Source organism: Pedobacter immunditicola (assembly GCF_037482985.1).
Taxonomy (GTDB): Bacteria; Bacteroidota; Bacteroidia; order Sphingobacteriales; family Sphingobacteriaceae; genus Pedobacter; species Pedobacter immunditicola.
Genome location: NZ_JBBHKC010000006.1, coordinates 339,478 through 355,232, shown reverse-complemented (window position 1 = coordinate 355,232; position 15,755 = coordinate 339,478). Strand labels below are relative to the sequence as shown.

The window sequence follows — 15,755 nt, the reverse complement described above, 5'->3', positions numbered from 1 at the left end:
CCTGATTAAAATTTAGTGTCTGAATCTGAATATGATTGGTTAAGTTTTTCAACTGCAGCTTCACGAACGTCAATCGTTTCGACATCAACCAGCATTCTATAAATATTGTAGGCAAAAAATAAATGAGATATCCACATTAAGCTTCCGCCAATTGCCCGCCAAAGCCAATAAGGAGCCATAAAGACAACACTATCAATAAATGGTTTTCCATCCATCCACATGAGTCCTCTTAACGTACTTCCATACATCAAAGGAATTGTATAGAACAATAAACCAATCAAGGCTAGCCAGAAGTGTGCTCCAACGGTAATCTGAGGCGCCTCCTTTCCCGTTAACCTTGGTATCAAAGCATAAATTCCCGCCCAAAGGAAAAAGTTAATTATTCCATACATGGTAATATGAGAGTGGGCTACAGTAAAATCCGTAAAGTGCCATATCAGGTTAGTGGATCGAAATGCTTCTGCGGTGCCTTGCAGTGAGCCTGTAAAGTAAAATATGGTGCCGACGAGAAAGAAAGGCAAAGTATAACTTGAAGAAACTTTATACCAGGCACCTTTAAAGGTTAATAAAAAATTTGCTGTACCCGCAGCAACAGGAATAATCATGCCTGCACTCCCTACGATAGCTGTTGTTTGTAACCACCAGGGTATAGAACTAAACACAAAGTGGTGGGTTCCAATAACAGTATAAAATAAAATCTGCGTCCAGAAAGCGAGTATACCTAAACTATAAGAATAAATGGGCCTATTTAATTGTTGCGGAAGAAAATAATAAACAATTCCTAAGGTGAACAACATGAACCACATACCCACCCCCTGGTGCATATAGTAGCCCTGAACGATCGTTTCTCCCAACCCATTCTGCCAGGTAGGAACATAGGCAACGATAGAAATAACTATAGCAAATATAACAGCAGATATGATATACCAGTTGGAGATATAAATTTCTTTAGTAGTTCTGTTTCCCACAGTGATAAAGAAATTGATTAACGTTAATAAAAGAGCTATACCAAACAGTAATTGGATTGGCCAGATGTATTCTCTGTATTCGCCACCGCCATTGTTTATTCCGGCCAATAAAAATAAAGTACCCAATACAACAGTAGCATTGACCAATACAAGTGTATACCACCCTAATTTTAAGCTATACAATGAGGTATTACTTACCCTGGGAACAATATAATAGCCGAGCCCCAACATCCCTAAAGAGGCCCAACCCCAGAAAACGGAATTGGTATGGACAGGACGTAACCTTCCAAAACTTAACCAGCTCTGGTGGTCGATATCCGGGGCCACGAATTTTATACCTAAATACTCCCCAACTGTGGTTCCGAAAAAAAGCCAAAAAGTTGCAGTTCCGATGAGCCATATGATAAGTTTAGACAATTCCGGGTCAACACCGGGCCTTACCTGAGCGCGTTTTTTTAAGGCCACAACCGGTAGGGCTGCTTCGGTATTGATCTGATGAAGCAGGCCTTTACTGTCTTCGGCCTTTTCGATTCCAGCCAATTCCTGATTTGACAAAGAATAATCAAGTGCTTTCTTTCGTTCGAGTAAAGCTTTCTGTATCTCCTCCTGATCACCATCCCGTAAATAATCGGAGAGATAATCAGCTTCGTTTAAACTCCTTTTATTTTGGTAGCTTCTTAATGCAGCATTTATTTTAACTATTAATATAACAATAACTGCAAGTATGGGGATTAAGATTAAAAAAAGTGTGATTATAACTCCACCTTCACTAATTAAAGAAACAGCAGCACGATTAGTCCGGGCAAAAGCTGATTGACCGGCCAGCAAAATCATGGCAAAAAATAATAAAAAGAATTTCGATTTATCTCTTATTATTTTCAAAAAAGCATCAATTTGATTGCTATTGAAGGTCTTGATATATTCCTTAAAATTAAACTCTCCTTTTTGTCTCCTTGCGGTTTCTTTAATGCTAATTATCTTTTGGTAGAGATACATAGCCGAAAAAAGTGCTATTAAAACAATGATAAAGGCAAAAATTAATAAGGCCGTGATTGAACTATCAGAATTGGAGACCTGCTTAGAAGCTTGGGCAGCCACAGGAAGATTATACCCCCCAGTGAGTATAAAAAAGCAGCCTAATAATTTGAATTTAAACATCGTTTCAATTTTAAAAATTATTACTTTTTTATCCCTTAACAGGTCGTCAAGTTTTAAGAATGTTATTTCTTCAATTTTGTGATTCCTAGATTAAGGTCTTCATTTAGCTCACGTATTTTGGTATTTTCAAGCAAATGCTTCATCTGATTTCTGATTGCTTTAAAGTCATGGTGGATCGGACAAGGATTTATTTCAGAACAATGTTTTAATCCTAAACCACATCCAACAAATATCCCATTTCCATCAACCGCTTCTACTACTTCAGATATAGGGCGATCTAAATTATGATCATCCATATAAAAACCACCATTCGGCCCTTTAGCAGATTGAACAATACCTTTCCTACTCAAATCCTGTAAGATTTTTCCTAAAAAATATTCAGGAGAATCAATGCCACTGGCAATTTCTTTGATGCCTACTCTTCCTCCGTTAGAAGTTCTATGTGCGATATAAAACACTGACCTCATTGCGTATTCACATGTTTTAGAAAATATTCCCATGATTTATACAAATATAATTACTAATTGATAAATAAAAGATGATTTTATCTTTTATTTATCAATTGATTCGTTACTCATTTATCCGACAACTTCGGTTCCTGCATTTATCAAGTGAGGTTTCTGTCATTAAACCAAACATCGTCTGGGGCGGCTGAAAAGCGGCTCATTTTTAGGATCAGCTTCTGTGGATCAGCCTCGTTAAAAACAAGGTCTTTGTTACTTTGCTTTAAAAAACGGTGCTGCACCATCACTTCCATCTGGGCAAATAGGTGGTCATAGTAACCGCCAATGTTTAGCACACCAATGGGTTTGCCATGCAAGCCCAACTGCAACCAGGTTAGAACTTCAAAAAACTCTTCCAACGTTCCAAATCCACCCGGAAGCACCACAAAACCATCAGAGAGGTCAGCCATTTTCTGTTTGCGCTCGTGCATATTTGATGTAATCACCATTTCAGTGACAGACCGGTGGCCCACCTCCTTATCCATCAAAAACTGGGGGATAACGCCCGTTACCTGGCCACCCAATTTCAATACTTCATCAGCAATCACACCCATCACCCCTACACTGCCGCCTCCATAAATTAACCGGATACGCTGACTAACCATACAAAAAGCAAGATCCTCTATTGCTTTGAGCAATAGAGGATCTCCATTAAAATTTGCGCCGCAATAAACACAAAGTGATTTTATCATATATCACAACTCGATTGATGTATTAATTACGCGAAGAATAATTAGGTGCTTCTTTAGTAATAGAGACATCATGTGGATGGCTTTCCCGCATACCAGCAGCAGTAATTCTTACAAACTTAGCATTTTGTAAATCTTCAATATTTTCTGCTCCGCAATAGTGCATTCCTGCTCTTAAGCCACCGATATATTGATAGATTACCTCCGCCAATGTACCTTTATAAGCTACACGGCCGACAATACCTTCCGGTACTAATTTAGTAACCACATCTTCTTCATCCTGGAAATAACGGTCTTTAGAGCCTTGTTGCATCGCTTCAACTGAACCCATTCCACGGTAAGATTTAAACTTACGACCTTCGTAAATGATGGTTTCGCCAGGTGATTCTTCAACTCCTGCGAACAATGAGCCAGCCATGATACTACTTGCACCAGCCGCAATTGCCTTAACAATGTCTCCGGTTTGTTTAATACCACCATCAGCAATTACAGGAATACCTGTACCAATTAAAGCCTGGGCACATTCATATACAGCATATAACTGCGGTACGCCTACCCCTGCAATGATCCTTGTGGTACAAATAGAACCTGGACCAATACCAACTTTAACAGCATCAGCACCAGCTTCAGCTAACGCCCTGGCTGCATCGGCAGTAGCAATATTCCCTGCAATAACCTGTAAATCTGGAAAACGAGCTTTTATCGCTTTCACCATCTCAATCACGCCTTTTGAATGTCCGTGAGCTGTATCAACGGTAACAACATCTACCCCGGCCTGTACCAAAGCGGCCACACGGTCAATGTTATCTGCAGCAACGCCCACGGCGGCACCTACACGTAAACGGCCTTTTTCATCCTTACACGCTTGAGGGAAGTTTTTAAATTTTTGAATATCTTTAAAAGTAATTAAGCCGGCCAAACGACCTTCCTTATCAATTACCGGAAGCTTTTCAATTTTATAGTTCTGCAAAATTTCTTCTGCCTGCAACAAAGTAGTTCCTTCCGGCGCAGTAATCAGATTTTCACGGGTCATCACCTCAGTAACCGGACGTTTCATGTCTTTCTGGAAACGCAAATCCCTGTTAGTGATGATACCTACTAATTTATTTTGTGAATCGATGACAGGAATACCACCAATTTTAAACTGTTGCATAATTTTAAAAGCGTCAGCTACAGTGGCATCTTCAAGCAAAGTGATGGGATCCTGAATCATGCCGCTTTCTGAACGCTTCACCTTTCTTACCTCTTCTGCCTGGCGTTCGATGCTCATATTTTTATGAAGCATGCCTATTCCCCCAGCCTGCGCAATAGCAATGGCAAGGCTAGATTCAGTAACGGTATCCATAGCTGCTGAAACTACAGGAACATTTAAGCGAATTTTCTTGGTGAGGTAAGTCCCGGTGTCCACATCACGTGGCAGAACTTCAGAATATGCGGGCACTAGTAATACGTCATCGTATGTTAGTCCTTCGGCGATAAATTTATTGGGATCGAGTTGCATAGCAAATAATTTAAGAGTACTATTTGCCGGGCAAAAATACGATTTTATCCGTGCTTTTGCAATAGCAGCTCAAATATGACGACAAAAAAACTAAGCTTCTATCTTTACCATCGCTTTTATTACACCATTTTCGGGGTTGAGCCAATCACCAAAGGAGGCTTTTACCTCATCAAAGGAAACAACATGGGTAATGTATGTAGCTGGATTTACCAGTCCGTTTTTCATAGCGCTAATCACCAGCTCAAAGTCTTCTATTGTTGCATTCCGGCTGCTCATCAAAGTCGCTTCTCTTTTGTGAAACTCCGGATGGCTGAAGGAAAGTTCGCCTTTCTGCAAGCCTATTAAAACAAAACGGGCGCCATGCGCCATGTATTGAAAGGCATTATTGATTGCTTTCTGACTCCCGGTTGCATCAATGACTACTGTGGGCATGTCACCATTGGTTATTTCTTTTAGCTGCTCCAAAACATTGGCCGTACTGCCATTGATGGTGAAATCTACTTTCAGTTTGTCTTTACAAAAAGCTAAACGAGACTCATTGATATCAAGCGCAATAACTTTACCTCCGGCGATTCTTGCAAACTCCATTGTACCTAATCCTATTGGGCCGGCTCCAATGACAAGGACAAATTCTCCTGGTTGAATGCCCGCCCGTCTGACCCCATGGGCTCCAATAGCTAAAGGCTCTACAAGTGCGAGTTCATCATAACTTAAGCCTTCACCGTGCAGCAACGTAGCTGAGGGAACTGACAGATACTCTACCATGCCTCCATCTATATGTACACCACAAACCTTGATATCGGTACAGCAATTGGATTTTCCGGAACGGCAGGCAATACATTTATTGCAACTAAAATAAGGTATAAAAGTAACCGCTTCTCCGATTTCGAACCCAACGGCACCATCAAACTCAACCAGTTCGCCCGAAAGTTCATGACCTAAAATTCTTGGATAGTTAAAAAAGGGCTGTGTACCTTCAAATGCATGCAGATCTGTACCACATATTCCAATTCTTTTGATTTTGATGATGGCATTTCCAGCAGTTAACACAGGCTTTTCTGCTTGGCTGTATTCGAATACGCCAGGAGTGGTACAAACTAAAGTTTTCATTTCTTTGATCAATTGATATTCTTGTTCAGGTTTAAGCATTTGCAAGGGACCTGTCTAAATGGACATAACCTCCATCAACATGGATGATCTGTCCTGTGGTATGGCTTGATTTAGCTGAGATTAAAAATGCAGTCATATTGGCTATTTCTTCTGCAGTGGTCATCCTGTTTTCCAGGGGGATTTTTGATGTAATCTCTTTTAACTTTTCTTCGGCATCATTCAAGGTCTGAATCCAGGTCTCATAAGCTGGCGTCCAGCACTCTGCAACTACAACCGCATTAACGCGTATACCGTATTTTAAAAGTTCTACTGCCCATTCCCTTGTCAGCGCATTTCGACCACCATTTGCAGCAGCATACCCTGAGGTGTTTCCTTGTCCGGTTTCAGCGGTTTTAGAAGTAATGTTCACAATAGCACCCTTACTTTTAATCAGTTCTGGTAAGGCATAATGCGCCATAAGGTAATAGTGAACAACGTTTTTATGTAAAGAAGCCATAAAATCTTTATAGTTACCATTTTCTAGTCCTACCCCATCATTTACCCCTGCATTATTCACTAATCCATCTATGCGACCAAACTTTTCAATGATTGTTTTTACCGCAAATTCACAAGTCTCCGGTTCCGATAGTTCAGCAACAACCTGGAAAGCTTTGCCCCCATTTTTTTCAATAGCAGCAACAGCATTCCTATTATCTGCTTCTTTTCGACCTACAATCACTGAAATAGCACCTTCAGCAGCAAATACTTCTGCTATTCCCCTGCCTATTCCCTTTGCAGCACCAGTAATAATAATAACCTTATCGTTTAATTGAAGATTCATATATTTTTTAAATTTAATCTTTATTGAATACCTGCCAGTTCCATTTCATTAGCGGCCATTATAAATGCGCCTACCCCTTTTGGATCATTTGTAATTACATCTTCAGACATATAGTACGCGAAACTACCATCTCTATAAGGTTTTCCACCAAGACCGGATACTTTTACCGTCCCTTTTAAATTTACTTTACCAGCTGAACGATGCTCAATAAATTCCTTTTTAAGGCCTTCGTATCCTTTACGAGCAACTTTAAGGTATGATTTTTTTAAATACTTTTTCCGGACACCTTTCGCAATGGCACAAACAAACATACTGGATGCCGAAGATTCTAAATAATTACCCTCTCTGTTGGGAAGATCGAGAATATCATACCAAACGCCTGATTTAGGATCCTGTACTTTTTTAAGTGCGGAAGCAACAGCTTTCAGCTGGTTAACTAACATCGCACGTTTTGGGTGATTTTCCGGGAAATAATCCAAAACATCTACCAATGCCATTGCATACCAACCCATGGCCCTTGCCCAAAAATGAGGTGATCTTCCTGTTTTCGGATTTGACCAGGCCTCAGCTCTGGATTCATCGTAACCATGGTACATTAATCCGGTACTTTTCTCCACACTGTTTTTTTCCATAAGGACAAACTGGTTGGCAATATCATTAAATGCCTGGTCATTTTTACTGAAAACTGCATATTCAGCATAAAAAGGTTGTCCCATATACAAACCATCTAACCACATTTGGTTAGGATATATTTTTTTATGCCAAAAGCCCCCCTCTGAGGTGCGGGGATGTTTTTTTAACTGTTCCCATAATAGGGTTGCTGCCGTTAAATACTTTTGTTTGCCTGTTTCTCTATATAACATTAAAAGGGTATGGCCATTTTTAATATTATCTATATTGAAATGTTCCTCCACATAAGAATCAATTTTTCCGTCTTCGGAAATAAATTTATCCATGCTATTTTGGATATATTGAAAATACTCTTTCTTACCGGTTCTTCTCCACAGTCTTTCCAAACCGTCAAATACCACCCCCTGGTCATATGACCATTTATGTGGGCGTTCCTGCCAGATTTCCATTACAGTAGCTGCCATTTGTTCAGACAGGGGTTCAACTTGTGCTTTAACCTTCAGCATGCCTGTGAGCAAGGTGATTAAGCCAATAATCAGCATTGATTTTTTCATCATGATATAATTTGTTTTTAATCGGTGTTGAAACAGTTAATAATATCTACGCTTCTTGACGCAGGAGTAACTTTGATGATATTGACTTTACCGGCGCGCAGCACACCTTCAATTGTAGTTTGATAGGGTGCATGTAACTTGAAATGTACATCCCATTCTTTTGGCCAGGCTGGGAACAAATATATTTTTCTTCCATCGGTTTGCATCAACATTTCCTGAAGGCCGATCATCCCTGCGCCTCCCCAGTTATGGTCAGGTGTCCAGTCAAATCCCGGCCCCCAAAAAGCTGGAAAGCGGCGACCGGAATTTTTCAACTTTTGTGTAGTCAGTTCAGCAGCTTCACTGGTAAGGCCTAACCTTGCTGCAAAAATGTTGTGTTGTCTCCAACCAACATGACTTCTGAATTTCAGCACATCGGGGTCATGTTTATAGGTATTAATGGCTGTATCCAAACCTGGTTTTCCAATGCCATAGATGCCCCAGGGGTAAACCGGGTAAAGTTGTGGGCTTTCCGTATTGTTAATGCGTTCCCACACTTTGGCAGGTGAAATAGTGGTATAGCCGTTTACCTCACGAAAACTAATTGCCGGAATGGTGCGCAGCATAGCTTCCCAGTTTTGTTTTTGTGCTGCGGAGAGGTAGGGTATTTCTAACAGACGCTCTAAAACAGTTTTTAAAGCTGCAATGGTAGAATTCGCATTGTATGCCATTTTGTAAGTTTCCGCTGCAGAACCTGGGTATAAAACCAAATGGCCATTGTCATCAAGGGCTTTACGGCCCCGCTGTTTAGCCAGGTAGGTATAATGCTCTTTAAAAAAAGTAAGGCAGCTCTCTATGAAAGGGATATATTCTCTGACTTCTTTTCCTGTATAACGTTCCGTCTCCATCATCATCATACAAAATTCCAAAACAGTATCCCATTCATACTCGAGCCATGCATTGTACTCCATCCCTTTATCATATGTTTCGGGACGCTTCCATCCGTATTCTGAAGGATTTGGAAGTCCAAAATTCTCCATTTGTTCGGTAAAGCTGGCACCTTTGTGGCCCCAATATACTTCAGACCGGAGTTCAGCATTTTTGAGCAAAAGCTGATAAAAGTCAAACTGCGACTTCATCAGGTCAAAATCGCCACTCCTCAACATGGGCCAATATACCAACCGCTGGTTTTGAGCGGTAAATGTGCCGCCACCCCAAAGCCTGAAATCTGGTGAAAATTTCATCGCTGAATCGACCAAAACAGGATCATACGTAAATAACCCGCCGTTAAATCTGGTTGGCGACGTGCCAAATGCATTGCAGCCTAGCATATATCTGAATAACTGGTAATTTTTTCCAGCTTGTGCGGCTAAAGAGTCCTTCCCATTAAAAGGTTGATTGATGAAAATAAAACTCCGCTCCCAATAATTTTTCCACCAATTTTGGCTGGCTTTCAGGGATTGCTGCTTGTTGGTAAAGGCATGTATTTTAGTTTGCTGTAAACCCTTTTCCCATGAAGCTACTGTAGGCACATTTTCGGTATGCAAGCTGATGGCAATATGATTTGAATAAGAAGGTTTAACGCTTCTAATTTTCCATCCTTTAAACGAAGTTCCCTGGTAGCTGCCTGAATAAGTTCCCGCAGGAACCATCTGATCACCTTCCATTAGCCCCCCAAACAGGAGGTTTTGAAGTGGATTAAACATGGCCTGTTTATAGTTTTCCAAACCCTGCTGTTTTACTGTTACATCGAACACGGTAGTATCCTTCACCTGGTGAAAAAAAAGTATGCCTTTATTTTTAAAAGCAACGTTATCCTTCGCAGTTTTCACCTCTCCCTGGGGCGCCCATTTGTAGGAATTCTGATTATTTTCTTTTCCCTTGGTCACTTTATCCTCATACCGCCAGGTTTCGTACCCGGCTTCGGCCGTTATTTTATCGTTGCTTTTTATTTCTACATGAATGACAGGCTTAAAAACATCCACCCAAACTTTTACCGCTGAAGTTAATTTACCTTTTGCACCGGTAATTTGAACATACCCCTCCTTTAAGTGCAGTTCTTGTTTAAATTCTGTTCCTTCAAATGGATTTGGACTCAACTTTAGCCTTAATCTTCCAAGTTTTAATAAAGTATTATTCTCATCAAATGTCCCGCTACGGGAGAAATAAAAGAAGAGCTCTCCTTTTTCAACCCACACATTTAGCCCAGTATCTCCTCCTCCACAGGGCATCGATTGACCTGAGTTGAGACTCTGACTAGTCCATACTTCATTGTAGTTAGCCAGCCTATTGACCTGGGCAGAAGCAACGGTTACTAAACCGAAACAAAAAACACTGCAAATGATTAAAATATTTTTCAAACCTTTAATTTAATTTTCCCAATTGGTTGTGCGGAATCTTATTGTTAACGATGGTCTTATCTGCTTAAAGGCAGCCACACTGACATCTCTGAATGACCCCGGTTTCCCCATGCGAAGTATGGCACCAGTTTAATGGCTGTTTCGGTACTGTTCTGACTAACAGGACGGTAAAGACTATTTTTCCAATCAGTTGGTGCCAATAATTTAGCTGTACCATTTAAAGTCATCATTTCTGCGCCATCAATTGTTACAGGCACAGCTTTGAGGCTGATAGACGAAGGGATAATGATATCAAATATCTTTTTCCCTTGTAAATCAGGAGATTCCAGACAATAAACAATTGGCCCGCGTTTCACTGCGACCTGGTTACGTGTTTCTTCCACCAATGGGTTGGCTTCTACCAGCTGCGCTTCCATCGGAAGGATCAGTTCTACCTGGTCGCCAGTTTTCCACTTTCGGGTTACTTCTGCATATTTCCCTGGAAGTAGTGCAACATCAGATACTTTTCCATTTATTCTCAATTTCGCTGCGCTTGTCCATGATGGAATTCTTAGGAACAAGGAATAAGGCTTATTACCAGTTTCTTTTATGGTCAACTTAATATTGCCATCCCAGGGATAATTTGTTTCCTGGTTCATGCTGATTTTAGTGCCATCAGCTAACTTTGTATTTACCCGGTTACCGCCATATAGATGCAGCCACAACCCTTTGTCAGAAATGCTGTAAGCATAATCACTCACTTCAGCAAGCATGCGAACAACATTAGGCGGACAACAGTTTGACAAACCAATATATGGAACCCGTTCTTTTGACCAGCGTTGCTTAAAGGGAAGATCATCTGAATAAGCAAGTGGATTAGTATACAAGAAATTCTTGCCATCCAGACTAATACCAGACAATACGCTGTTGTGTAAGGCCAGTTCCATTACCTCTGCATATTTCGCATCACCGGTTAACTGAAGCATTCTATAATTCCAGAATACATTACCGATGTTAGCACATGTTTCGTTATGGGCAGTAAAATTTGGCAACTGGTAATCACGCCCAAATGCCTGGTGAATTTTCTGAACATCCTTTGGATCATAAGAAGTTCCGTCTGGTGAAGTCCCGTCATACAAAGCTCCGCAGCCACCAGTAATATACATTTTATGCTGATTTACATCATCCCAGATAAGATTTAGGGTGTTCAGCAAGGAGTCGTTACCGGTTTCTGCATACAAGTCAGCTACGCCAGCATAAAGATAATTGGCCCGAACAGCATGCCCCATTGCCTTGGTTTGCTGTAAGAAAGGTATACGGTCCTGGTTATCATCTGTTCCATCCTCTATTTTACCTTTAATGGCAATCAGGTGTTTAGCAAGTTCCAGGTATCTAGGATCTCTTATGGTACGGAACATCTCTATTACCCCCATATAATGTGAAGGGCAGATGGCATTTCTAGCCAAAGTTGGTGATGCCTTTTTATAAAATTGATATAAATATTCCGTTGCCTTTTTAGCAACATCAAGTAAGTTCGTTTTTCCTGTTGCCCGGTAATGCACACATGCTGCAGTCATTAAATGACCAATATTATAGGCTTCAAAGCTTAACCGGTCCTGAAATTGATTATTAGATCCTGTTTTACGCTGTTCTATCATCGCCTTGGTATAGATATAACCATCTTCGCGTTGGGATTTTGCAATCACAGCTATTGCTTTATCCATTGTGCCGATAAGTTTGGTGTTGCCAGTAGTAGCATAAAGTCTGGCCATCGCTTCAAGGGTTTTGTAATAATCACCGTCATGGAAAGATGGACCTTTATGCGATCCTGTATCTAAACCAGCTGCAATTTCGAAATTTTTAAAGGCATGACTAATTTCGGGATCGTTATAAATAGCCCACATATTGGGTACCATGGTTTCTGTCGCCACCGTAAATCGATCTGCCCAGAACCCTTTTGTCCATATCACATCCTTCATGTTAAGGCTGTGTAATTTAGCATAGGGACTTTGGGAATTATTAACAAGGCTCTTATTCTGGGCTTTTAGCCCAGATAAGGTACAAAACAAACAGAGTAGTGTAACGTAAATTGCGTTTCTTGTATTCATCATAAATTTTCTTCAAGAGTTAATAGTTGAACCTTGCCCAATAAACCTGCAGGATGAAGCGGTTTTCCTTCCAAACGAAAGGGAGCCGTAGTATGGGTAATGCGCTTATTTACAGGTAATTTCTGATCACCTATTAAACGGTTTGCCCAGGTATTGGTTACTTCTATAGTTAATTGGTTTGTTCCCTTACGCAAAGCTTTGCTAATATCCACCTGGAAAGGTGCAGTCCACACAATTCCACAAGGAATCCCATTTACTTTTACGTCGGCAATATTCGCGACATCGGTTAAATTCAACCAAACTTTCTGATCCGGTTTTCCATTGTATTTAAAAGTAGTTTGATATACAGCTGTGCCGGAATAATACTTAACCAGGCTGTCTGTGCTGTTGGTCCAGTCTGTTAATTCCTCAAACAAGATGGGTTTTGCAGGACCAGCAAATGAAGGATCAAAGCTGACCATCCAGGGACCAGTAACATTTTGAACAACTTTAAAGGTATGCCAGTTATTTCCAGCGTATTTTTGTTGTTGGGTTGTGGCTGCCGGTTTTTTGAAGATTACAAATATGGAAGCATTTGAAGACAGTTTTAAGTCTAATTCTGTTCGGCCGCCCACCACTTTCCATGCTTCCACTTTAATCCGCTCATCTTTAACCGCATCATATAATTCTGGTATTTTATCTCCTACCCTAAAGGAAAAGGACAAAACCCGTTCTTTATCTTCCTGGTTAGAAATGAAATAGATTTCCTGATCTACTGCCGATCGATGATGATAAGCTATTTTTCTGGCATATTGACCGGAAGCATCTGCTACGATTAAATCCCTGGAAAGCCCAATATTTTCAAAAGTCTCTGCTTGGTAAGGGCCTTTTAACACTCTTCCTTTCCCCAACTTTTTGACCTCTTGGTTTCCAGCATATAATTCACTTACTAAACCGTGGAATTCTTTTGGCGATATGGCACCATCTAAACCAGGTTGTGCTGTAGGCGGCGCTGAGACAAGAATGGTAGCACCCATTTTAACAAGCGACAGCAGTTTCTTAAGCACTTCAGCGCTCATCCACTTATAATTAGGATTTAAGGGATGGTAACCTGGAATGACGAGAATCTTATATGTCGCTCCACTTAAGAAGACTACTTTGCCGTCCACGACTTTTGCAGTGCTTAACACGTCAGGATTAAAGGAATCATAGGCATAACCTCGGAGCGGATTGACCCAGTTTTCCGCATCAGCCATATTTGCTGAGTGGTTAACGCCAGCAGGAATTTGTCTTAAAGGCGTTCCAATATTAGCAAGCCTTTTCTCTTCTGCTTCTACAACGTCAGCGCCAAAAATGCCGGGCAGCAGTTTCACCAGGCGATCCGGAAGTATTGATCTCCGCGGAAGTTCTTCACCTATAAAAACAGCGATATCCGCTACAGGCGTGCCTTTCTGCAAAAGCACCTGACTCCTTTCCGCATAATCCACCCAGGCTTTTCCTGGTTTCCACCAGGTTTGATCACGTTGAAAATATAAACCAACACCATCTAGGGTCATCCCCGGTTTTTTGTCTATCCATGGATTATGTGTATATACATGGTAAACGAGTTTATTTATGCCTAAGGCATAATTTCTATCCTGCAGCGTTTTCATATTTCCAGGATGTTCATTCCAATCCATACGGACAGTTGTAAAAGCTTCTGCCTGGATGATATTTTTACCATAAATATGGGCAGCTGAGATGGCATCCAGCATATCGTTCGGCTTATCATGAGTAGGACTGTTTAACCAATATTCGCCCATGGGTATATCCACCATTTTGTAATGCATTAAACCGTCGCTTAACATGGTAGGGGCCACACTCTCTGCAGTAAAAGTAACACCGTTTGCTTTGGCTAATGTGGCCAATGTTTTATAAAATTGGTCAACAACCAGTTCAGCTATGGTTTTTCTTACATCGTACAGAAAGGCCTCAGATACAGCGGCACTTTGAACCGGAAGTCCGGTCATGATAGGCAAATAGGGTGTTAAATCATATCCCCTTCGTTTCAAGAACTCAGCACGAAACAATGGAGACCAATTCTGGCTGCCACATTCCCAGCTATCGACATGAAATATACTTAATACTTCCTTGGCAAGTGCTGGTCCAGCTTGTTTAATAGCCTCACCATACCAATTGGAAAACTGTAATTTTACGGCTTCGGGGTTAAATTTATCAGCTTCTAATCCCATACCTGCACCACCGGTGGCATTTTTATGCCCTGTTGAAGTGTGGCCAACTCTCAAAATCGTCCAGTTGCCCGCAGGAGCTTTCCAATTCAAGCTACCATCAGGATTTAGCTTCCCGGTAAGATTGATGATTTTATCAAGTGGCACGCACAAACTAGTTGCTATATCTTCTGTGGTACTGCGTTTACTTACACGCCATACCATTCCAGATTTACCTTCAAACTGATTGATCTTCGCTTCAGCAGAAAGCTCCAGGTTAACTAACTTCAGGGAAGGTTTCCATTTTGCCGCATCAAGGTCCTCTGCACCAGGCTCAGAACCACTTTTATCATACAAAAAGCGAAAATACCTGGCCGTTGCCGGTACGATAGCATGGGTAACATCGGCATCTGTATCTTGCCAGCCATGGCGTGGGGCTTCCAACCGACCGATAGACCGGAAATTTTTACCATCATCACTGATCTCCAGCGCTAAACGTTCTGCCTGATAATTATTTCCATTTGTTTTAACAGTAATGGTACGGCAGGTAAAGGGTTGAGCAAACTCATACTGTATCCATAGCGGTTCGGCAGCGCCGAAGTTTATAGTATTTCCTTTTTTTACTAATCCACTTGCATCTGTGCCATTACTGGTTGTGATTTTCGGGATTTGTGTTTGAGTTGATATGCCACTGCCTGTAGGCGAAGGGTAAGCGTAAACAGCAATATCCTTATAATAACCTTCCAGGGTTTCTGGCTGTGGCAAGTTGAATTTAGTTTGCCCCGCACCTTTGATATTTATTTTCGAATGCACCACTTTTTGCATGGAAAGTTCGGGAGTGATCCAGGGGCCACCGGCAAGTGCAAAACCGTCACTTACATGCATACCAATTTTTAATTCTAAGCGTTTCGCCTCCGCCATCGCAAAGGTAACCATAGACCACCAACGGGGTGTAAGCTGATTGGATACAGGCGTATACAAGGGGACTTTTGCCGGTCCCTGGATACTCATGAGGTAGGCGCCTCCTATTCCAGCTTCTTTCATCGCCTGCAAATCTGCAGTAATGCCTTCTTTGGAAACCCCGCCCTGTATCCAATACCAAAAAACCCATGGTTTTGTGGTGTTGTTCTGTTGTGCAGTGGCCAAAATGCTGCCAAGACTCAACAATAACAGCAATAAAATCTTTACCCTTGGAAAACTCATCCTCATT

The 15,755-nt window shown here is 41.2% G+C and carries 10 protein-coding genes; all 10 read right to left on the bottom strand.

The features are described 5' to 3' along the window. Positions 1-5: 5 nt before the first annotated feature. The 10 genes from WG905_RS12935 to WG905_RS12890 all read right to left on the bottom strand — a co-directional run bounded on the left by WG905_RS12935 (position 6) and on the right by WG905_RS12890 (position 15,754). Complete coding sequence (locus WG905_RS12935; protein ID WP_339592148.1) at positions 6-2,126, bottom strand: cbb3-type cytochrome c oxidase subunit I; 2,121 nt, start codon at positions 2,124-2,126, stop codon at positions 6-8. A 62-nt stretch (positions 2,127-2,188) separates the two neighbouring features. Continuing rightward, positions 2,189-2,626 carry an RrF2 family transcriptional regulator gene (locus tag WG905_RS12930; RefSeq protein WP_339592147.1) on the bottom strand — a complete coding sequence of 146 codons (438 nt, stop codon included), beginning with the start codon at positions 2,624-2,626 and terminating at the stop codon, positions 2,189-2,191. A gap of 107 nt (positions 2,627-2,733) precedes the next feature. Beyond that, entirely contained in the window at positions 2,734-3,321 is a 588-nt protein-coding gene (locus WG905_RS12925) for an LOG family protein (RefSeq protein WP_339592146.1), read from the bottom strand. 22 nt (positions 3,322-3,343) lie between these two features. Beyond that, positions 3,344-4,819, bottom strand: a complete 1,476-nt coding sequence (guaB, locus tag WG905_RS12920; RefSeq protein WP_339592145.1) for an IMP dehydrogenase — start codon at positions 4,817-4,819, stop codon at positions 3,344-3,346. Between the two features lie 90 nt (positions 4,820-4,909). Then, entirely contained in the window at positions 4,910-5,929 is a 1,020-nt protein-coding gene (locus WG905_RS12915; RefSeq protein WP_339592144.1) for a zinc-binding alcohol dehydrogenase family protein, read from the bottom strand. 31 nt (positions 5,930-5,960) lie between these two features. Then, positions 5,961-6,749, bottom strand: coding sequence for an SDR family oxidoreductase (locus WG905_RS12910; protein ID WP_339592143.1), 789 nt, complete (start codon positions 6,747-6,749; stop codon positions 5,961-5,963). Positions 6,750-6,769: 20 nt separating this feature from the next. Next, the gene (locus WG905_RS12905; protein WP_339592142.1) at positions 6,770-7,936 is read right to left on the bottom strand and encodes a glycoside hydrolase family 88/105 protein; all 1,167 of its coding nucleotides are present in this window, start codon (positions 7,934-7,936) and stop codon (positions 6,770-6,772) included. A 14-nt stretch (positions 7,937-7,950) separates the two neighbouring features. Then, complete coding sequence (locus tag WG905_RS12900; protein ID WP_339592141.1) at positions 7,951-10,272, bottom strand: DUF5703 domain-containing protein; 2,322 nt, start codon at positions 10,270-10,272, stop codon at positions 7,951-7,953. A 56-nt stretch (positions 10,273-10,328) separates the two neighbouring features. Further along, a complete protein-coding gene (locus WG905_RS12895; RefSeq protein ID WP_431844520.1) occupies positions 10,329-12,359 on the bottom strand; it encodes an aceric acid hydrolase in 2,031 nt (676 codons plus the stop codon). Further along, a complete protein-coding gene (locus WG905_RS12890; protein WP_339592139.1) occupies positions 12,359-15,754 on the bottom strand; it encodes a glycosyl hydrolase in 3,396 nt (1,131 codons plus the stop codon). The genes WG905_RS12895 and WG905_RS12890 overlap by 1 nt, the downstream gene beginning before the upstream one ends. Position 15,755 lies beyond the last annotated feature (1 nt).

Excerpts from the sequence above, each read along its gene's own strand:
- WG905_RS12935 (WP_339592148.1), bottom strand. The coding sequence starts at position 2,126 with ATGTTTAAATTCAAATTATTAGGCTGCTTTTTTATACTCACTGGGGGG.
- WG905_RS12930 (WP_339592147.1), bottom strand. The coding sequence starts at position 2,626 with ATGGGAATATTTTCTAAAACATGTGAATACGCAATGAGGTCAGTGTTT.
- WG905_RS12925 (WP_339592146.1), bottom strand. The coding sequence starts at position 3,321 with ATGATAAAATCACTTTGTGTTTATTGCGGCGCAAATTTTAATGGAGAT.
- guaB (WP_339592145.1), bottom strand. The coding sequence starts at position 4,819 with ATGCAACTCGATCCCAATAAATTTATCGCCGAAGGACTAACATACGAT.
- WG905_RS12915 (WP_339592144.1), bottom strand. The coding sequence starts at position 5,929 with ATGAAAACTTTAGTTTGTACCACTCCTGGCGTATTCGAATACAGCCAA.
- WG905_RS12910 (WP_339592143.1), bottom strand. The coding sequence starts at position 6,749 with ATGAATCTTCAATTAAACGATAAGGTTATTATTATTACTGGTGCTGCA.
- WG905_RS12905 (WP_339592142.1), bottom strand. The coding sequence starts at position 7,936 with ATGATGAAAAAATCAATGCTGATTATTGGCTTAATCACCTTGCTCACA.
- WG905_RS12895 (WP_431844520.1), bottom strand. The coding sequence starts at position 12,359 with ATGAATACAAGAAACGCAATTTACGTTACACTACTCTGTTTGTTTTGT.
- WG905_RS12890 (WP_339592139.1), bottom strand. The coding sequence starts at position 15,754 with ATGAGGATGAGTTTTCCAAGGGTAAAGATTTTATTGCTGTTATTGTTG.